Raw genomic sequence first — 19,491 nt, forward strand, 5'->3', positions numbered from 1 at the left:
TTCCCTATGGATTTCGGCTTCCCCACTCGCGGTAAAACTGCTGCAAATACTGCTCCATAAACGCATGCCGCTGTTCGGCCAGCTCCCTGGCGTACGGCGTGTTCATCAAACTTTTAAGCTTCAGCAGCTTTTCGTAAAAATGGTAGATAGCGGTCTTGCCGGCGGACCGGTAATCCTCCTGGGCAAGATCATCCAGGCTCAGCTCCGGGTCATGGATGATGCGGCCTTTGGCCCCCGAATACGCAAACGTTCTGGCAATGCCGATCGCCCCGATCGCATCCAGACGGTCCGCATCCTGCACGACCTGCCCTTCCAGGGTGGTCATCGGCGGATTTTTGCCGCCGTTATAAGACATGTTCGCGATGATGTCCATCACCTTGCCGGTCAAATCTTCGTCAGCGGCTTGTTCCGTCAGCCATGCCCTCACTTTTTCCAACCCCGCTTCCTTGCTTGCATTCAATTTTTCGTCGGCCACGTCATGCAGAAGCGCTGCCAGCTCGCACACGGTCCGGTCGGCGTTTTCCTTGGCGGCGATGTCGAGCGCCGTATTCCGTACCCGATCGATATGCCACCAGTCATGGCCGCTGGCCTCCCCGGCATGCACTTGTTTTACGAATCGCTCCGCCTGTTGGATAAGCCAAGAATGATCTGCCACTTTCATGTTTGCCTCTCTCCTTCTGCGATTGCGGCATTGTTTTTTGCCTGTTGCGGCATCTCCGCACATTCCATGCTACAGCGTTTTTTTGAAAAAAACCTCGCCGATCCCGCCCTCGTTGATGCCCGAAACGATTCCCGCTTCCTCGAAGCCGACATGCCTGTGCCAGCTTTGCGGCTCCGCTTCGTTCACTTGCGACGAGCTGTACAGGTAGCGGTGACCGCGCTTTTTTAAATCCTCTGATGCAAAAGCCAGCAGTTTTTTGCCGATCCCCTGCGCGCGGCGGCCTTCTTTCACGAGGATAAGACCGATGTAAGGAACCGTGGACCATATGTATTCCAAGCGCATATAGCCGAGCAATTCTCCGTCGTTTTCGGCCAAAACGACTTCGCGGCGGCCCAGCTTCCACCTCAGAAACTCGGGATCAAAATGCGGATCCATCTCCCGTGCCTTCGCAAAATCTTCGGGTTCACCGAAACGTGTGACAGTCTGCACAAACCAACCCTCCTTCAAAACATCGCTTTTGTTTCGTTATCCATTTTCAATTCTTGTTACCAAGCGGTATGACGGGGCGACCTCCCATGTCTCATACGGAATCATACCCTTGGCCCTCATCGCGTCGAGCGTGCGGGATTTTTGCTGCGGGCGGGTAATATATTCATCGATGTTGGATTCGGTGATTCGAACGTATCCGGCTTCCTGAATTTCTTCCGGCTGGATGCGGATCTCCCCGCTCACATATTCGGCTTTGAAAACAACCGAAAGGACGTGCTTCGTCGCGTTGAAATAAACGCCCGTAATTCCGACCGGCCGAATCACGACCCCCGTCTCCTCCAGAAATTCCCTGCACACGGCCTGGTCCAATGGCTCCCCTTCATCCACTTTTCCTCCAGGCATCTCCCATGTGTCGTTCCGCCAGTGCGTCCTGACGAGCAGCACCTCGTCGTGTTCGTTCATCAACAAGGCGGAAACCGAAACCGTGTGTTTGGGCGGATTATGCTCCATGCCGATCGTCCTCTCTTCGCGTTATTTGGAAACGGTCCTTTCGCCGCTCACCACATGCCAGTGAAAATGCTTGGAGTCCTGGTAGGCTCCGAGGTTGGTGATCACTCTGGCGGCGCCCGTGCTTAAGGTCATGTCCGAAGCCACCTTTTTGACGACGGCCATGAGCTCTAGCAGCAGCCGATCGTCGTTGCTTTCTTCATCGGAGACGAGCGAACCGACGTGAATTTTCGGAATGACGACGACATGATGTTCATAGGACGGTCTTGTGTGATGGTACGCCAAAACTCGCTCCGTTTCCATCACTTTGCGGACAGACGTTTTTCCGTTCAAAACCTCATCACAATAAAAATCTTGGCTCATATGCCCCTCCTGTTCCTGCATCCTGCCGGATCATGATTCAACCGTGCTAAACGATATCCTTTTGATACACGATAATTTCTTTCCCGTCTTGATTGATCACGGATTTTACGGGCGCCATCCCCTGACCCTTCCAAAACCGGTGTCCCGGTTCATTTTCGGCGATCACCCCCAGGCGGAACGTTTTGACGCCTCTTTCCTTCATGATGTCATAAAATAAATCCATCGCCCGGCGGCCGTACCCCTGCCCCTGAAAGCTCTTTCGTATTTGCAGCAGCCCAAGCCACGGATAACCGTCTTTGGGATTGTTCATCAACAGCTCGAGCACGCCGACGTACCGGTCTCCGTCTTGAATGACAAACCGTTCTGCCCCCATGTTTCGCCCTTCTTGAATCTCTTCCCGGATCTCTTCTTCCGTGAACACGTCCTTCTCCTTCGACACCCGGTTAAAAAAAGGATCCGAATTCAAAATGATGACTTCCTCGCTAAACAGCTTTGGCGTAGATGGTATCAGTATCATCAGTTTCTCCTTTCAATTGAATGTATTTATTTCATATTTCCCTGCGCCCGGAGCCTCAAAATGTCGATCTTCCCCGTCACCCGAAGCTTCGAACGTCTCAACGCGATCTCCGGTGATCGCTAAAACGCGTACGTCTTTTTCCTTTTGCAAACCTTGGATATTAAACAGAAGCGTGACCTTGTAACGGGTTCCCCAGCCCTGTGACATCTGATGGGTTCCAAAATAGGATTGATGCGTTTCGATGAAGTCATTGATTAACAAGGCAACCCCCAGGATAGCGGCCAAAATGCAATAAATCAGCGTTCTTTTTTTCACTGGCCTTCACGCGCCTGTATGTATTTTAAAATCTCTTTATTGCTACGTACGACCATCCGTTTGGCCTTAAACGGTTCGGTCATTTCCATAATCTCCTTCATATGTACCCTGTCAAATTTCCGGTTCCATACCCAAGCCATCTCGAACACATTTTTCAAAGACTGCTTGTAATTCGCCCGCTCGAGTCCAAGCCTGGTGCGCAAAAAGCGGCGGATGACCCTAAAATCCCGGACCCAGCGGTTGGGCGTAATAATAAAAATAACATCGGCATGCTCGAAGCTCTCTTTTCCCCATTTATGATGCACGCCTTCAATAACCCAAGCCTCGCTGCAGGCCGCCCGCCTTAACAAGGCATCCCTCGTTTCCGCCGGAAATCTGCGCTGCACCTCGCCGCGTTCCCATACGAAATTGTCCGTTTCATAGTGAGGGATGTTCAGCCTTCGCGAACATTCGCGTGCGATGTAGGATTTTCCGCTGCCGCAAGAACCAATAATCCGGATTTTTATCGGTTACACCCCCTTCAGGCGTTATAGCCGATTGGCAAGAGCTTTTGCAGCATCAAAACGTAAATCAATGAAGTCATCAGTCCCGCTCCGATGAAGACCGAATGGTTTAACAGCCATTCATCCAGAATGAAAGATACCGCCGTTAATGAGATCATCCCTTTAAAAGCCATGTACAGCCCGAAAACGAAAAAAAGAACGGCACTGGCGACCTCCATCCGCAAAAGAAGATATCCGAGGTAGGGGACCAGGCACAGGACGCTGGCCATGGACGCACAGCCGAATCTGCATAACGCCTTTGAGATCCATTGCATCACGTTACCTCCCAAGCGGATAAATTTTGGAAAGCATATATGATTCCAATTTTAATCTATGTTGGTTGTTATTGTATACGATTTCAAGGAAAATAGAGAGAAGCACTTTCAAAGGAGAGTTGAAATTGAGCAAAAGGAGATCGAAGGAAGCGGCAGCAAGGAAGTGATTGCCGATCAAGAGACGGGGGATCCGATTTTGGGCATTTCCGATACCATCGAGCTGAATGCGCAAGAGGTTCGCGCTTTTCTGGCAGGGAATCCCGACACCCTTCATTTCAAGCTGTTTGCCAGCCATGATGCTTCGGGCCGCGAGGCGCAGGAATACGCCATACCGAGCTTCGGCTGGACCAGAGCGCCGATTACGGGCTCGATCTTGATTTGACCGGGGACGCTGTTCGGCTTACGGACGATCATGGCAAGACATATCCCCTCAAGACTTACCGGACGAAGTATCAGCCTGCGAACGAGAACTTTCAACCCGGCGTAATCGAGCTCGCGTTTAATTCCTCTCCTTTTTTTGACGAGACGGTAAAAAGCTTGTCGCTGCATATCGGCGATATCAAAGTATCGGACTGGACCAGAAGCGATTCGTTTACCCTTAGTCTGAACGAAAACATGCCGAAGCCGATCCGCTTTAAAGGCAAGGAAATGGCCATTGCCCAGGCGCGATATGAAGATGGTTTTCTGAAGCTCCACGTGCGGCAACCGGAGAAAGATCGCATGAGCGTACGTTTTCGTATACCTACGTTCCAGCCGGAAGGGGAGCTTAGGGACACGTATTATGGAGAAAAGGCGGATCAAAGAAAAGATCTGCTCGTTCCGGCCGAAGGAACGGATGCCTATGATCTGTCCATTATGGCCCCGCAACAGGAGACTTACGAAATCCGCATGATGCGGGAAACGGATGCCGTTCGAATTGACCGGACGCTGAACATCGATTTGAGTCCATAATATCTTATCGGTCCAATAGATGCTCCAAAAGGACGTTCGCCTAGAACGTCCTTTTTGCTCCAACGGATTCATCCGAAAAATTCATTCGGTCTTATTCATTTCATGGTTCAACCGATCTATTTTCTCTTCCAATCTTCTCAAGCTTTCTTCCGTGTTTTTTGTATGCTGGATGAGTCTATTTACGAATTTATATAATCCCGCAAAAAACAGGATTACGATCAATATAAATACAATTTGATATAACGCCGCCATCCAAGAAAAATTCAAAATATCCGCTCCCTCAACGACTACAGTTATTTCTCCCTAGCTGCATACATGCTGACTGGTATTATATAAGTACTTCTTGATATACGATTTGTCATGCTTTCATTTATGTCGAGTATCCCGATGAAATCAGACCATTTTCAATATCATATGAATATAAAAACGCTCTCCCCCTAACCATCGATCAAACTGTCATTTAATATAACCATTTGGTTTTAGTTTAGTTACAATATTTTTTTATATATCAGATCTGCTCCCGAGATCCTACAACATCCCGCAATTCTCTTATATCCACAATCGATGCGTACGGATGTACGCCCATTCTGTTCATCTTAGCGATGTCTCCTTGATAGGATATGAATCGAATCCCCGCGGTCATCGAGGCTTTTCCATCGATCCAAGAGTCGCCTACCGAAATCCATTCCCCGGCTGAAATATCGCTGCACCGATCCAAAATGTAATGAAACCCGGCAGGCGATGGTTTTAGGGAGGACATGGTTTCTCTACCGACGACAACATCAAAAAAATCCAATATATCATGATCCCTTAAAGCGGCCTCCGCGGCAATGTTCGAGTTATTCGTCACAACGGCCATACGGTATTTCCCCTTCAGCTCTTCCAGAGTTTCAGCAACGCCGTCCTCCAATTCGGCCCCCTTCATGCCTTCCATTTCAAATCTTCTGGGTATCTCCCACATTTCGGCGACCAGTTCCTCCGTCATGCCGCCGGTTTTCGCAGCTTCTTCAATTAGGGTGGAAGTGGTGTGCTTCGATATATCAAGCTGCCGGGAGAGCAATCCCCTGGAAACCAAAAATCGAAAGGTCTCGAGTTTCATGGCCGCAAAATCTATTTTGGATTTCAATAACGTATTATCCATGTCAAAAATAATGCCTTTGATCCCGTTCAACTTGCAGTTTCCTCCTCTCTTGCAAACGTGGAACTGTGGCGGGTGGTCCGAGTCGTGAAAACCTGGAAAAGGCTTTGTGGCCTTCTCAAGTTAAAAATAAGATGGCCCCTTTTTTAGGTGAGCCATCTTATGTGCTTATGTACCTTTATAGCCCCTCAGGGCCTATTCCCTCTGCATCTGATCCATAATGGCTTCGAGCTCGCGGGACGACTCGTGCAGCAGCCGGGCGGTTCCCTGCATCTCTTCCAGGAAAGAGGCATGCGATCTGAATTCGGCGGAAACTTTGCGCGAAATGTCCTCATTCCGGCTGGCAATGGAGGATAAATCCCCGATGGATGCCGACACCTGCCCGGAGCCGGAGGAAATTTGCTGAACGGTTGCGGAGATGTCCTGGATATGGTCGGCTACCTGCTTGGACAACACCTGCAGCTTCTCAAACGACCTTCCGGCACTCAAGGTGATATCCATACCGCTCCGAACACTTTCATGCACCTCGTCCATGGACAGCAAGGCGTCCAGGGAATCTTGCCGAACCGTCTCCACCAGGCGGGAAATCTCCCCGGCCATCTTGCCGGATTGATCGGACAGCTTCCGAACCTCCGAAGCGACGACGGCAAAACCCCGCCCATGCTCGCCGGCCCGGGATGCTTCGATAGCGGCATTGAGCGCAAGCAAATCGGTCTGGCTGGATATTGCCCGGATCGTCTCAAGCAGTTTGCCGATTTCCAAGGCGCGGTCATTTAACGTTTGTACCCTGTGATCGGAACGGTTGACCGCCAGCTGAATCCGCTCCATTTGCTCGCTTACGCGGCGGGCCGATTCATTCCCCTCCTCCGCGAGCGCGGCCGATTGTTGTGCTGAGCGGGACACCTCGGTTGAAAACGAAGCAATGCGCGTGATCCCGGCAGCGATCTCCCGCATGGCCCGGGTACTCTCGGCGGAACCGATGACCTGGGACTGGGTTCCCTCCACAATGTCCTGCATGGATTGAACCATCCGATGATTGGAATGGGCAGTTTCGGCAGCAGCGGTGGACAATTGCCCCGCAGATCCGACAATTTGGCTCGAGGCGGACGAAAGGCGCTTGATCACATCTTGGACGGCCCGTTTTCTTTCATGTTGTTTTTCCGATTCCAATGCCCGCCGGATTCGGGCTGACGAGTTGATTTGCAGCATGGTTGCGCCTGCCGTAAGGACCAGAAATAGGGCATGAACGCATACCATGCCAAAGCTGTATGAAGAAGTGCCGAACACGATTTCCGGAATGACCAGGTAGCCTGCCGCATGCTGCAGCGCAAAAATCACCGTCATAAGAACGACCAGGGAAATGTTTTCATAATAGGCCAGGATGGCGATCACCATAAAGATGGAGAAATGCAATTCGACATGCCCGCCGCCGCCGGCGATGATGGAAATACTCGCGAAGGTAAGGGCTAAGGTGTTCAGGACGGGAATCCAGCGTTGATCGGCCTTGTGCCTGAATACGATCAAACCCGTTGCCCATAGCGCAAACGGGATGACGAGCAGCAAGTTCAAAATGACCCGGAAGCGGGCCGCGTAATTCATCACTCCCATGCCCATTCCTTCCATGGTTGCGGCATTCATACCTGTAAATACGTCCCAATGGCCGTTCAGCAAATGCGGGAACACGGATAACAGAATAACGGCTGCCGACAACTGGAGCATAAAACGGTTTTTTTGCGTGATCATAGTTTGAAAGCTCCCCTAATGTTATTTTATGCTGGGAAGTATTCGACGCCGTTCATTTCCTTTCCTTCCAGAAAAAACCCCCGAGATTCAGAAAATATTCAGAAACGGAAACATCTCAGGTCGCTAACGTTTCTTCTTTATTTAATTGCTCCCAATCATTAATAGCCGCTACACTTCCACGATCCCGACGGCCGTATATGGATAATCAATCTGTTTCTTCACAACATCGGCCGCTTCTTTTCCCGCAAACAATTCCGTGATAAACAGTCCTAGATCGATGGATGTTGCTACTCCCCCGGCCGTGATGACGTTGCCATCCTTTACAATCCGCGACGGGACCACCTCTGAACAATAGGGCTCCAACAAGTCATATACATTCGGATGGGTCGTTGCTTTCCTGTCCTTCAAACATCCCGCCGCTCCCCACAACAACGAACCTGTGCATACCGATACTTTGTACTTCACCGGTTCCGCTGTCTTGATCCATTCGATGAATCCGGCATCATCCTTAAGTTTTCGTGTTCCCATTCCTCCCGGAATAAAAACAAGATCATATTCGGATAAATCGGGCTGAATGACATTGACCTTTACCTGCATGCCAAGTTCATCCGTTACTTCCCCGGTGACACCGCAAATGTCCCAAGTCGTTCCTTTCGTCTTGTCAAAAAGGTTCAAACGATAAATCACGTCATAAAATCCGACAAAATCAAGGAATGTCACTCCGTTGAACAAAACCAAGGCCATCTTCATCGAACCAACCCTCTCTCCATATATTCCCGTGCCTTCAGATCCAATGGTTATCATCGTTACGCCTATGCCGTGCCTTGCAAAAAAAGAGCCTTTCAGGCTCCCTTTCAAATGATGCGCTCCATTCAAACCTTCCTCCCGATATAAAGCAGATGCGAAGCTGTACCCAGCAAATAGGGATTTTCGGATTCCTGGATGACGATGTCCAAAACTTGGCGATATGCCTCATCTCCCTGCCGGCGCCAGTAGTCCCACTGTTCCGGCGTCATGGCACTCGCAACGCTGCTCGAGCCGATCAATTTTACGGATTCAAACCCTTGGGACTCCATAAACGGATTGATCTCGGCGATGTCAAAATAATAGGCCCCGGTAAACCGTCCTTCGTCCGCGTGATCGAACGTACCGGTTTGCAAAAACCGGCGGATGCCTTCAACCGTATGGTTCGGTTTCCAATGCTCGGGCTGCATGAGCGAATTCATGAAAAACCTTGTTTTGGACATCACTGCGACAAACACGAGTCCGCCCGGCTTCGTTACTCGATGCAGCTCCTTCACGGCGCTAACTCTGCCCTCTTCCGTCTGCAGATGATACAGCGGCCCAAGCATCAGCGCGGCGTCGACATGTTCATCCGGCAGCATGCTTAAATCCCTGGCGTCGGCGGCATAAAAACCTTCAAACTGATCCAGGACCCCGAATTCCGCGGCTTTCCTTTTGGCGGCGTCCACCGAACTCGGCGTCAAATCCGTCAGCGTCATCCGGTACCCGAGCTTCGCCAGCTCGACCGCATATTTTCCCGGCCCGGCTCCGTTATCCAAAATATGCCCCTGCGGCGGCAACATGCTTTGGATATGATGAAGGTTGATGATAAATTCGATCGGCTCGCGGTCAAGCCGTCCCCATTCGTCGAAACGATCGTAATATGCGATCACGTTATTCATGCGGCTGCCTCCTTTTTTACGTCCCGTTCACCCGCAAATGCCTCGATTCTTGAATCCGTTTTTGGATGTCCTCCAGCTTGCGCCGGTATTGCGGCCGATCCGGTTTGATCTTCACGAGCAGCCGGTACGCCCACAATTTCAAATATCCCCCCATATGGGTTTCGGCCTTGCGCTCATCGTAGAAAAAACGTTTTTTCATCTCCAGCCACTCCCCTGGAAAAAAAGTTATTTATTTCATCCTTGCCACAACCCTGGCGATGGAAGAGTCGGCCTGAATGTAGAGCGGCATCGCGATGACTTCTTCCTTCCGCTCCCGTTACCAACCGAATTTCTCCTTGATCATCCGAGCGACGGTTTCCGGACCGAGACGGGTATTGTTGATCCGCAGATAATGGGGGTGCGTGATTTCCCCTTCCATGGAGTTCAGCCGATAATTCTCCATCGTTTCCAGCAGGTCCCGCTCGGAGAATTCCAGATCGCGTTTGGTCGGTTTGTGGGCCAATCGGTGAGGGCTTTTGTTCCGGGCAAGCCGCTCGTTTACATCCGCTTCCAGCTCGACGTAATAGACCGTACCGCCCTGCTCTTCGAAAATACCGCTGATGTGCTTGATGTAATCCCAATCGCTCGGCGCATCAAATGCCCATACAAACGTAAAAATCAGCCCGGCCAAATCGCTTTTGGCCACTTCCTCGAAAATCTCCTGGCGGAACAGCCCGACCAGCCGTTTCCCGGGAGCCGATCCGTAGCTGAAAAAGTTGGAAACGAGGTCAATCGTCATATGGTTGTGGAACAGCTTTAAATCCGTGATTTTGGCGAGCTCCTGCCCCACCGTCATTTTTCCGACGGCCTGCGGCCCGAATATAATGACCAACTTCATGCGTTCGCCCCCCTTTTACTTCAATCTTTTTACCCGGTACCAATAGGAATAGATTTGGCGGTAACCGAGCTTTTCGTACAGCCTGTGGGCGGGCGGATTATGCTGAAGAACCTGAAGATAACTTTGGGTCGCCCCGTTTTCTTTTGCCCATCTCAGAATGTTCCGGATCAGCTGCTCGCCGTATCCCCGGTTCCGGTGCTGCTCGGACGTGACGATATCAAACAAACCGACCATGTGGTCCTCGATGACGCCAATGCCGCAGGCCACGGGAACGGCCCCTTCATACAGCGTAAAACATCCGGTTTGCAGAACCGTACCGGACAGCATTTTCGCGGTGACGGCAAGATCATGCTCCGACAGCTTGGGATTCAGTCTTGCCAAGGTCTCCAGCCATGCGGAAGTCGGCGCTGCGAACACTTCGGCGTCCGTGAGAAGCGGTTTTGCCGATCCGTCCAGATCCTCCAAAAACATGTTGCAGGACGGATCGACAAGCGTATATCCTCTGGATTCAAGCCCCCGGTCCAATGAAGGAGGACCAAACGACGTGACTTTAAACACGGTCGGCAGCCCCGCCTTGGCGTACAACTCCTCGCATTTGGCGATTTTCCGTTCAAGGCGTTCTTCGTCCCGGTTGTACAGCGCGTTCACGGAATTGGACCGTTTCGTATACCCGTCGGCAAAGCGGAGCAGCCATCCGTCATAGACCAGCGTTTGCAGCGCGGGCCAGGCATTAAGCGAGTATTCTTCGATCTGCAGTTGCAATGGGGCCACCCCTTTCAAAGGAATTGGTAGCATCATACAACAGGATGGCAAACCTGCTCAAGCATTATTTTGGGTCAACGTCCGCCGCCCAGTTTCCGTTCCGGAACAGCGCCTCCATCGTCCCGTCCTCCAGTTCGGCGTCGATCCGGAGTTCAGGCGACCCGATCATAAAATCCTCGTGAAACGGGCTGACGTTTGCGCCGCTGAGGAGCAGTTCTTCTTTCGAGTAACCCGTACCGTTGGTCATATTGGTCGGATACGCGTTGCCTAAGGCAAAATGGCAAGAGGCATTTTCGTCGATGCCGATGTTGTAGAACAGCCTGCCGGTATTCGAGATCGGGGAATCGTACCAGCGCCACTTCGCCGAGATACCGGGCCCCTTCATCTGATTCCAGGAAACGTTTCAGCGTTTCATGGCCGACTTCGGCGGCGAAATCCGTGACCCGGCCTTCCTTGAAGGTCAAGCTGAAGCGATCCACGATCTGTCCGTTCAGCAAAAACGGTTTGGTGCCGGCCACCACGCCGTTTGTTCCGGTCCGCAGCGGCATGGTGTACACTTCTTCCGTCGGCATGTTCGCCACAAACGGAAAACCCGCTTGCGTGAGCTGTCCGCCGCCTGCCCAAATATGGTCCGGATGAAGTTCCACCGTCAGGTCCGTCCCGGGGGCTTGGTAATGAAGTTTGCGGTAACGTTTGGCGTTCAGGAGATCCGCCCTCCGTTTAAGGGCCTCGATATGCTCCCGCCAGGCTTCGACCGGATCGACCGCTCCAATGCGGCTCATGGAAAAGATCGCTTCCCATAATGCCGACACCCGGCTTTCGCCCGGCAATTCCGGATACGCCGCATCTGCCCAGGCCCGGGTCGGCACATTGACGATGCACCAGTTCAAATAGTTGCTCCGCACATACCCCAGATAGGTTTGCCGGGCTGCGGCGGCAGCTCTGCGGGAAGCGGAAAGCTTTGCCGGATCCACCCCGTCGTACAGATTCGGATCCTCTCCATCCAGCAGAAGAACGGCACCGCCGGATTCGGCAAGCTGTTCCATCGAGGAAGCGACCCATGTCGGATAATAGTCGAAGGTAGCCTCCTCCGCTTCATCAAAACGCAGCCGCGTTGATACCTCGTCCTGCCATGCAACCTGGACATACCTGGCTCCTGCCCGGTAGGCTTGCTTAACGACGAGGCGCGTGAATTCGATCGTTTCGATCGGCGATTCGATGTACAGGACCTGCCCGGCCCGCAGGTTCACGCCTACCTGAATCAGCAGCCTGGCGTAGTCCTCAAGTTTTTGTTCGAATGTTTTCAAATCCATCCCTCTTCCTTGGTTTAATTCAAAAAGCGGATATGCTTGATTTGCGTCATGATCCTGTCGTATTTCTTGCGCAAGCTGCCGCGCGGATCGGGCAGCAACGGAATGTTGACCGCTGCCGCAATGGTCTCCGCCACTTCGGAAATCGTCATGTCGTCCGTCTGCAGCTGCCGTTCGAATGCGGGAAGGGAAAGCCCTTCGATGCAGCGGTCGATCTGCCGGGCGGCCCAGGAACGGCCGTTTTCTCCGCGGCTCCGCAGCCTTTTCAGCAGCGTCTCCCTGGCGGCGCAAAGCGCAAAATGATGAACGGCGATCCCGTCCCGCCTCAATCTGCCGACAATGTCGTCAAAATATTCCGGATTCACGATCGTCATCGGAATGATCAGCGTTCCGTCGTATTCCTCGTGGATGTACTTGATCATGCCATAGTTCGTGTCGCGCCACGCCTTGTGGTCCTGGAAATCGCTTTTGGCCATGGATGCGGGGACGTTTTTGCGTATAAAATAACCCGCGTTCTCCGGATCATAGATATACGAATTCGGAATCCGCCGGTGAAGCTCATGCGCCGTTTGCGTCTTTCCCGCGCCGAACGCGCCGTTTACCCAAATGATCAATCTTGTTCACCTCATCCCTCGCTATTCCAAATATAACTTCAACGATTCCCCTTCAATGACGATGGCGGTCAGCCCCTGCTCCGTTTGCGTCCCATGCGCGTTATGGTAAGATTCCGGCCGCCGTGCGCCCCGATGGCTTTGCCCTTTTCGCTGCCGAAACGATATATTTTCACGTGATTCGCTCCCTTGGCTGCACCCATTTAATAAACCGCACTCTCCACATCCGCCACCATGGTGACTGATGTGCCCACGACGCCAGCGTCTTCAAAACCGAAACGCCGGTACAGCTTAACCGCGGCCTCGTTATTGGGGTCAACGCTTAACGATACCCGGGAAATCCCTCTCTTCTTGAGTTCATCGAAAAGCGCCTTCATGAGCGCCGTCCCGATGCCCTGCCCCCGATAAGACGGCGAAATCGCCATGCCGAGCTCCGGCACGTCCGGACCGACATACCCATATCCCCGGTTGCTTTCGTCAAACAAACGCGCCGTGATCGTGCCCATCGGCTGACCATCATCCGTGACGGCAATCCACCCGATGTCGCCCGGACGGCCCCAATGCTCCGCGTATTTGGCGATGGCCGGCTCCTGCAGAATCTCCCTTCCGAACGGTTTTCCGCCTTCCGGGACATAAAGCGATTCATACAGCATATCCCACATGAAAGGGACATCCCGCTCCGCAATAGGTCTGATCGTGTAATTCATCGCCGCCCCTCCTTTTTTTGTCTTGTTTTTCCTTTTTCGAGGCCTGAGACGATCATAACAAATGCCTTGGGATAAAAATAGCCGTAAACGAAGCAGAAAACGCCTTCCTCATAAAGTGAAAACCTGAGCGACAGCCGTCCCGCGATTCTTTGATAGCCGCATGGCTGCCCTAAACGGCCCTTGCACATATAAAATATAAAGGCTGGCGAACAAAAAAACGCCCGTTCCCTGTTACGTTAGGGTTCGAACGTTTTGCCGGGCGGTGTGCCGTCGCTTTTTCGCGTTGGCCATTTATTCGATGGCTTCTCCAAAGATCCCCTGCCGCATGATCCTCACGTTTTCTTTATGGCGCTCCATCAAGCTCTTTGATCAAATATAAAACCAGGTCGTCATCGACCATGACGCTTTCGCCCGGCTTCACCTTTACGTTTTTATAGGTCAAACCCTGTCCGTCCAATGCGTACCCGCGTTTCGTATACATCCGCTGTGCGTTTCCGTAATCCTCGTACAAGCCGACGCCGAGGCCGATTCGGGAATGCTCCCTTGCCGCGATGCGCTCGAACTCGTCAAACATACGGCTGGCGATGCCTTTGCGCCGGAATTCCGGGAATACGTTCAGGTCGTTGATCTCCGGAATGCGCCGTTCCTGAAAATACGGATATTTGGACTGATAAATGAGATGGCAGCATCCGGCCAATTCCTCTCCGCAAAAAGCCATCAGCGTGACCCGCTTCCCTTCCCGGTTCTCCTGCAGGCAGCGCTCGAAATAATCCCCCTGCCGGTACCAGCCGTAGCGGGTGAATTCCTGATTCAGCATCGCCGCCTCCGACGGATCGGTTAACGGCTTTATGGTAATAACGTCACTCATTCGATCACCTCATATCGGCTTTGCATGCGGGCAGTCCCATGGTTGGCCGTTTATTTTTCCAAAATGACAAGCGAATACGCTCCGGTAGTCTGGCCCGTGCCCATCGGCTTTTGGCTGTGTACCTTCCACCCTTCGGACAGCAGCCGGTTCAGCTCGTCGAGGTTATTCCGTTTTTCCGTCCAAAAGTAGAGGATAAATGCTTTTTGCATGCCGTTTCCCTCCTTCGCCATCATGTATATGCTGTGAACCGCCTTAATCACTTCCATATGCCGCCAAAAATCCCTTTAAAATTGCATCATGAAAGATATGGCCCGGTGAACTGGAGATGGAGGATCGGCCAACCTCTTTCAGAAGCACTGCCATGATAAAAAAGGCCGAGGGCCGCGCACCCGACGATGCCGCAAGCCTTCAGCCTTTTTAACTTGATGATATGGATCAAATGACAGCAGGTCTCAAAACATCAGTTACTTCAGTCCGCGATGCATCGCGTCAAGCAATTGATGGGTGTCGTCGCAGCCGTATTCCCAGAACATGATGCCTGCCAGGCCGTTGTCTTTGACATAGCCGCATTTATGCCCGATCGACTCCTCGTCGTCATAGGAAATGAGGCTCGAACCGTTGAACAGGTACGGCGCGCGCGCCTCTTCGTCCCAATAACGGGTGTAGCCGTTTTTGTTGATATATTCTCTCGTGAGCGTCCCGAAATCCGGTCCGTACCCGCCGGTCGTGCCGGCCATTTGGTGCAGCCCGTTGTTGCGGTCCGGCACTTGATGCCAGACGCGGGAGTAAAAAGCGGCCCCGATGACGATTTTTTCCTTCGGCACGCCTGCGCGCATAAACATCTTCACGGAGGCGTCCGTGCTGATGCGGAACAAATCTCCCGTCGGCGTGTACAGGTTCGTATGGTGGCCGGTCAGCACCTGGAATCCGCCGCGCATATCATAGGTCATCAACTGGACGAAATCGAGATATTTCTGCACCTCGTCCATTTCGGTGCCGTCCACGTAATACTGGTCCGCGCCCGCCGCGATGGTCAGCAGGTAATGGCGCCCGTCTTCCGCGCCTTTGCGGTCCAGCGCCTCGCGGATCGTCTGGAGCAGCAGCGTGAAATTCCTTTTGTCGTCCGGGCTGGACGCGATTTCGGCTTCCCCGTAACACGGATATTCCCAATCCAGGTCGATGCCGTCGAACGGATGGTCCACGATGGCTTGAACCGCCGACTCCGCCATGCTTTGTCTTCCCGCTTCGGTCGAAGCCGCTTCGGAGAAACCTCCGGCGCTCCAGCCGCCGACGGACAAAACGATGTTCAGCTCCGGATGCTCGTCCTTGATCTTCCGCAACACGGCCGCGTTTTTCAGATGGGCCGTCGAAATCCGGCCGTCCACGACATGGCCGAAAGCCACGTTGAGATGGGTCAATTTCATGAGGTCTTCCCGCGTCATGTCAGGAAGCTTGGCGTCGACGGCGTAACCCGCGACGATATATTTTTTCTCGGTCATTCGATTTCACTCCGATTCGTAGTTTACTGCCATACGACGGACAAAACCTGCAGCGCTTCCTTGCCGGTTCCGATTTTATAACCCGATGCCGTATAGCGAATTTGATCCTGTGCATCCAGCACGAACAGATGCGGGTAGCCTGCATCCCGGGCGGGGGACTGGGCAATGAAATCCGGCAGCGCCGCGTAAGAGGCATCCCGGACGAACACGGTGCCGGACGGCAGGTTCGGGTAAGCCGCCGGATCAAACGAAGCGGTCCACTCGGCATTGCCGATAATTAGCACGATCGGTGCGCCAAGCTTCGCATACGGCTCCGCCAGTTCGCCGATTTCGCGGAACAGATGTTTCGTCGGCTCGCGCTCCGGCTCGATCCAGGCGACGATGGCCCCCGAGCCGCCGATCAGCTCGCCAAGCGTTGCATCGGTTCCCTCCAGCGTTGTCAACGCGCTGGTGCGGTCGATCTTTCCGAGCACCGGAATGTCATGCTTCGCTTGGCGGTACGTCAGGACAACGTCGGTCGTTTCCCCTGCCGTGACCTTGAAATAGGCGAAACGCGCTTGCACCGTGCCGTCCTTCAGGCGTACGCCCGAAGTCAGCCGGTAAAAGCCCGGCTCCACCTCGAACGGCTCGTCGTATACGTCTTTTTTGCCGTACGGATAGACCAGCGTCTTGTACCTGCCGTTCTCCAGACGGGCAAACGTGAAATTTTCGTAATACGAAGCTTCGGCCGTTTCCGGCGCAGCCTCCGGATCGCGCAGCAGGCGCAGCGACCCCCATGCCTTCGTTTCCTCTTCCTGCGGCGCATGCGCGGCAAACATGGCGTCTTTCCATGTGCCGCCTTCGAGATATTGCGGCTTCAGCTCGCTTGGATGCAGGCGGGCCGGGATGCCCAGGCTCCGGCATGCGGCGACGAACAAAATGTCGAGCGATACGTCATCCCCGTGCATCAGCTTGAACGTGCCGACCGGATTGCCTTTGCCCTTCAGGTTTTGAAGGTCTTCCCGCACAGCGTATCCGTCTTCCAGCTTGCGGACAAGCACCGAAGGATCGGCTTGGATCGCCGCGGCATCGGCCGCAAACGTCTCTTGGAAAAAGCGCTTATACGGCACGATCATTTCGTACAACACGCGCGGACAAAGCACGTACGATACGAACGTCGTTTCGTCCAGTTCCCCGCGCTGCGCCAGCCCGCCGATCAGATGATCGTCAAGCGAAGGGCGGAAGGTGTCCACCAGATCCTTTTCGTTCAAGCTTTCCAGCAGCCGCAGCGGCCATTCGCCGTATTCCCCCGAACGCTCGCGGAGAAAAGCGGCGATTTCGCGGTCGTTGCCGCGAGCCTTGCGCAGCACGTCCCACACCCGGTCTGCCGGCAGCCCGAATTCCGCGGCGAGTTCCGTCGCATCCGCTTCGGTCAGGAACGTGGCTTCGTAATTGGTCCGGATCTTCGTGCCTTCTTCCAGACGGCGGTTATGCCTTTGGATGCTCTCTTCGGATAAAGCTTCCGCTTCGTCTCCTTCGCGCTCCGGCGGCGGAACCATGTCGAGATCCAACGTTCCGGAAGGCTGCTCCGCCTGATCCAAAACCAGTTCGATCCGGTCGCTTTCGGCCACGGTCACTTTGCGTTCGCCCCACACGCCGTCCCGGACGGCGCGAATGAGCAGATCGCCGTAGCCCGTCTTGAACGAAGCCTCTCCAAGTTCATTCGTCGGAATCGTGGCGATCGGATAAAACTCGGCCATATTGTACAGCTCGAAGTGCACCTGTGCCCCGCTGACCGCCTTCCCCTGGCGATCCTTGACGGCGACCGTGATCGTCCGCGTCGGCGCATAGTTTTCCAGCAGGTTGATTTCCGTAAACCATTCGTCGGCAAGCGTGATGTCTTCCGGACCCGGATAATCCGCGTAAATCCGCGTGTTGATCAGCATCGCGCGCCGGGCCGGCGGACTGAACCAGCCCTGGTTCAGGCGGGCTTCCGGTTCGCAGGCGCCGAAATAATACCATTTTCCGTCGGCCCAAGCCTCGACCCAAGCATGGTTGTCGTCGCAATGCGCCCAGCGCGGCGTGTATACTTGACGGGCCGGGATGCCGATGCTGCGCAGCGCGGCAACCGCCAGCGTCGATTCCTCGCCGCAGCGGCCGCGGGCGTTGCGGATCATCGTCAGCGGCGAAATCGTCCGGAGATCGCTGCCGATGTAAGTCGCCTTTTCATGGCACCAGTAGTTCGTTTCCAGGATGGCATCCGCCATGGACAAGGATTTCGTGCGTTCCGCCAAAGCTTCGTGCAGGATGCCGCGGGAATCCTCGATATTTTCGGTATTGACCCGGTACGGCAGGACAAAATGCAGGAACAGATGATCCGGCACGCGCTCCCCCCAGGGCATTTCCTTGCGGATCGCAAGCGTCGTACGCACATGGTTCAAAAACAGCGCACCGTCGTAGTCGGCCATGTCGTTGACCGGCATATACGCGTACAAGTACTTAAGCGCCCAAGTCTCCTCTTCCGTCAGTTCTTCCTGAAAAATGCCAAACAATTCCTGTTCCCTTGCCGCGGCCATCCGGCGTTTCTCGCCGAACTTGCGTTCAATCAGCTCGATCGCCGCCTGATCCAGCGAAAAAGCAGAGGTCTGCATCGTCATTTCCTTTCCTCCTTCCACAACTTTCCGTCCTGCCGGATGCAATATACCGCCGTTCCGTCCGCCGAAGGGGCCGTGATCTGGAACAGGCTCCGCGTCGTCTCGATGACCGGTTCGATGCTCCAGGCATCATCGCCCTTCAGATGCTCCATCTCTTTCGCGAATTCGCCGCGTGCCTCGAAATGATTGCGCTGGCGGTAATACAGCTTGCGCAGCTCCCACTTGATGCGTTCATCCCGCGGCAGCTCGAACGTATCCGGCCCGTCGGCATCGGCAAACACCACATATCCCCAAAGCTCCGGGTAATGCATGTTGATGATGCCCATCGGCGACCATACCCAGTTGTCTTCCGGATAAGGCTTGCCCGTCCCGGGGTTGATCACCTTTTCGTATTTTCCGTTCCGAACCTCGGCCTGCCACTCGACGCGGGAGAAATTGACGCGCCAAAATTCGCCTTTGACCGGCGCACGGCCTGCGGGCGCGCATTCCTTCAAGATGTTCCACGGAATCGCTACTTCGACGCTCCACTTCCGGTTGTCCGCTTCGGGATTGTTCAGTTCCCCGTCGATATGCACGGCCGTTTTTAAACCCCTGATATCCCAGCCGTTCACCGGAGGTCCGCCGTCGCGGTAAGGCTGCACGAGCATCAGATCCCATACCGTATTCAGCGCGTTGATCTCGAACTCGTAATATTGGTGCGTATCCCCGTCGGGATCGATGAAAATTTCAAAATCGTTGTCATAAAAAATGACCGATTCGCGTTCCGTGAGCGTCGCCCAAATCTGATCCTCGATCAGCTCCGCCCCGAAATAAAAATATTCGTCGTCCCAGAGCATTTTGACTCGGGTCGCTTTCGCCGGCTTCGGACGCAGGTCGCCTTCGATGTCGACGAATTCCTCCGTCCAGGCCGCTGTTTCCCAAAACGGCTTGTCGAGCCTTCCGTCCAGTTCGAGCGGCCCGGCCGCCCGGCGGCAAATATAATGCTTCGGAGCGTATTCGATCTTCGGTTCAGGCACTCCGCTTAAGTTCATGTCGCTT

At 53.7% G+C, this 19,491-nt stretch carries 24 protein-coding genes and 1 pseudogene; 2 read left to right on the forward strand and 23 right to left on the reverse strand.

The window, feature by feature from the left end; all coding sequences use genetic code 11:
* Positions 1 to 4: 4 nt before the first annotated feature.
* The 8 genes from KI367_RS09465 to KI367_RS09500 all read right to left on the reverse strand — a co-directional run bounded on the left by KI367_RS09465 (position 5) and on the right by KI367_RS09500 (position 3,669).
* On the reverse strand, positions 5 to 661 hold the full coding sequence (locus KI367_RS09465; protein WP_212949186.1) for an HD domain-containing protein: 657 nt from the start codon (positions 659 to 661) through the stop codon (positions 5 to 7).
* Positions 662 to 730: 69 nt separating this feature from the next.
* Entirely contained in the window at positions 731 to 1,150 is a 420-nt protein-coding gene (locus KI367_RS09470) for a GNAT family N-acetyltransferase (RefSeq protein WP_052146885.1), read from the reverse strand.
* A 36-nt stretch (positions 1,151 to 1,186) separates the two neighbouring features.
* Positions 1,187 to 1,660 carry an NUDIX hydrolase gene (locus tag KI367_RS09475; RefSeq protein ID WP_212949188.1) on the reverse strand — a complete coding sequence of 158 codons (474 nt, stop codon included), beginning with the start codon at positions 1,658 to 1,660 and terminating at the stop codon, positions 1,187 to 1,189.
* Between the two features lie 21 nt (positions 1,661 to 1,681).
* A complete protein-coding gene (locus KI367_RS09480) occupies positions 1,682 to 2,020 on the reverse strand; it encodes an HIT family protein (RefSeq protein ID WP_212949190.1) in 339 nt (112 codons plus the stop codon).
* Between the two features lie 46 nt (positions 2,021 to 2,066).
* Positions 2,067 to 2,537 carry a GNAT family N-acetyltransferase gene (locus KI367_RS09485; RefSeq protein WP_081992205.1) on the reverse strand — a complete coding sequence of 157 codons (471 nt, stop codon included), beginning with the start codon at positions 2,535 to 2,537 and terminating at the stop codon, positions 2,067 to 2,069.
* 12 nt (positions 2,538 to 2,549) lie between these two features.
* Entirely contained in the window at positions 2,550 to 2,852 is a 303-nt protein-coding gene (locus KI367_RS09490; RefSeq protein WP_036708358.1) for a hypothetical protein, read from the reverse strand.
* Positions 2,849 to 3,238 (reverse strand): hypothetical protein, encoded by a 390-nt coding sequence (locus KI367_RS09495; RefSeq protein ID WP_246536808.1) that lies wholly within the window; start codon positions 3,236 to 3,238, stop codon positions 2,849 to 2,851. The genes KI367_RS09490 and KI367_RS09495 overlap by 4 nt, the downstream gene beginning before the upstream one ends.
* A gap of 134 nt (positions 3,239 to 3,372) precedes the next feature.
* The gene (locus KI367_RS09500) at positions 3,373 to 3,669 is read right to left on the reverse strand and encodes a hypothetical protein (protein WP_212949192.1); all 297 of its coding nucleotides are present in this window, start codon (positions 3,667 to 3,669) and stop codon (positions 3,373 to 3,375) included.
* A gap of 58 nt (positions 3,670 to 3,727) precedes the next feature.
* Between KI367_RS09500 and KI367_RS09505 the strand changes: the two genes are divergently transcribed.
* Positions 3,728 to 4,051, forward strand: a complete 324-nt coding sequence (locus KI367_RS09505) for a hypothetical protein (protein ID WP_036708355.1) — start codon at positions 3,728 to 3,730, stop codon at positions 4,049 to 4,051.
* A 155-nt stretch (positions 4,052 to 4,206) separates the two neighbouring features.
* On the forward strand, positions 4,207 to 4,620 hold the full coding sequence (locus KI367_RS09510) for a hypothetical protein (protein ID WP_156124537.1): 414 nt from the start codon (positions 4,207 to 4,209) through the stop codon (positions 4,618 to 4,620).
* A 508-nt stretch (positions 4,621 to 5,128) separates the two neighbouring features.
* Here KI367_RS09510 and KI367_RS09520 read toward each other — a convergent pair.
* From KI367_RS09520 to KI367_RS09590, 15 genes and pseudogenes are all read right to left on the reverse strand, one after another.
* The gene (locus tag KI367_RS09520; RefSeq protein WP_246536810.1) at positions 5,129 to 5,791 is read right to left on the reverse strand and encodes an HAD family hydrolase; all 663 of its coding nucleotides are present in this window, start codon (positions 5,789 to 5,791) and stop codon (positions 5,129 to 5,131) included.
* Between the two features lie 162 nt (positions 5,792 to 5,953).
* Complete coding sequence (locus KI367_RS09525) at positions 5,954 to 7,501, reverse strand: methyl-accepting chemotaxis protein (RefSeq protein ID WP_212949194.1); 1,548 nt, start codon at positions 7,499 to 7,501, stop codon at positions 5,954 to 5,956.
* Positions 7,502 to 7,669: 168 nt separating this feature from the next.
* On the reverse strand, positions 7,670 to 8,251 hold the full coding sequence (locus tag KI367_RS09530; RefSeq protein ID WP_212949332.1) for a DJ-1/PfpI family protein: 582 nt from the start codon (positions 8,249 to 8,251) through the stop codon (positions 7,670 to 7,672).
* A gap of 122 nt (positions 8,252 to 8,373) precedes the next feature.
* Positions 8,374 to 9,186, reverse strand: coding sequence for a class I SAM-dependent methyltransferase (locus KI367_RS09535; protein ID WP_036714188.1), 813 nt, complete (start codon positions 9,184 to 9,186; stop codon positions 8,374 to 8,376).
* A 16-nt stretch (positions 9,187 to 9,202) separates the two neighbouring features.
* Positions 9,203 to 9,385 carry a hypothetical protein gene (locus KI367_RS09540; protein WP_212949196.1) on the reverse strand — a complete coding sequence of 61 codons (183 nt, stop codon included), beginning with the start codon at positions 9,383 to 9,385 and terminating at the stop codon, positions 9,203 to 9,205.
* A gap of 117 nt (positions 9,386 to 9,502) precedes the next feature.
* On the reverse strand, positions 9,503 to 10,063 hold the full coding sequence (locus KI367_RS09545) for a DEAD/DEAH box helicase family protein (RefSeq protein ID WP_212949198.1): 561 nt from the start codon (positions 10,061 to 10,063) through the stop codon (positions 9,503 to 9,505).
* Positions 10,064 to 10,078: 15 nt separating this feature from the next.
* On the reverse strand, positions 10,079 to 10,834 hold the full coding sequence (locus tag KI367_RS09550; protein ID WP_246536812.1) for a GNAT family N-acetyltransferase: 756 nt from the start codon (positions 10,832 to 10,834) through the stop codon (positions 10,079 to 10,081).
* Between the two features lie 55 nt (positions 10,835 to 10,889).
* Positions 10,890 to 12,132: pseudogene (locus KI367_RS09555) on the reverse strand (aminopeptidase).
* A 20-nt stretch (positions 12,133 to 12,152) separates the two neighbouring features.
* Complete coding sequence (locus tag KI367_RS09560) at positions 12,153 to 12,749, reverse strand: ATP-binding protein (protein ID WP_212949201.1); 597 nt, start codon at positions 12,747 to 12,749, stop codon at positions 12,153 to 12,155.
* Between the two features lie 200 nt (positions 12,750 to 12,949).
* The gene (locus tag KI367_RS09565; RefSeq protein WP_212949203.1) at positions 12,950 to 13,453 is read right to left on the reverse strand and encodes a GNAT family N-acetyltransferase; all 504 of its coding nucleotides are present in this window, start codon (positions 13,451 to 13,453) and stop codon (positions 12,950 to 12,952) included.
* Between the two features lie 343 nt (positions 13,454 to 13,796).
* The gene (locus KI367_RS09570; RefSeq protein WP_212949205.1) at positions 13,797 to 14,321 is read right to left on the reverse strand and encodes a GNAT family N-acetyltransferase; all 525 of its coding nucleotides are present in this window, start codon (positions 14,319 to 14,321) and stop codon (positions 13,797 to 13,799) included.
* A 50-nt stretch (positions 14,322 to 14,371) separates the two neighbouring features.
* A complete protein-coding gene (locus tag KI367_RS09575; RefSeq protein WP_156124707.1) occupies positions 14,372 to 14,530 on the reverse strand; it encodes a hypothetical protein in 159 nt (52 codons plus the stop codon).
* 255 nt (positions 14,531 to 14,785) lie between these two features.
* Positions 14,786 to 15,820 (reverse strand): glycoside hydrolase family 18 protein, encoded by a 1,035-nt coding sequence (locus tag KI367_RS09580; RefSeq protein WP_212949207.1) that lies wholly within the window; start codon positions 15,818 to 15,820, stop codon positions 14,786 to 14,788.
* A gap of 23 nt (positions 15,821 to 15,843) precedes the next feature.
* A complete protein-coding gene (locus tag KI367_RS09585; RefSeq protein ID WP_212949209.1) occupies positions 15,844 to 18,456 on the reverse strand; it encodes a transglutaminase domain-containing protein in 2,613 nt (870 codons plus the stop codon).
* Complete coding sequence (locus KI367_RS09590; protein WP_212949211.1) at positions 18,453 to 19,484, reverse strand: carbohydrate-binding family 9-like protein; 1,032 nt, start codon at positions 19,482 to 19,484, stop codon at positions 18,453 to 18,455. The genes KI367_RS09585 and KI367_RS09590 overlap by 4 nt, the downstream gene beginning before the upstream one ends.
* Positions 19,485 to 19,491: the final 7 nt, after the last annotated feature.

It is taken from the genome of Paenibacillus cookii (assembly GCF_018333375.1).
GTDB lineage: Bacteria > Bacillota > Bacilli > Paenibacillales > Paenibacillaceae > Paenibacillus_AQ > Paenibacillus_AQ cookii.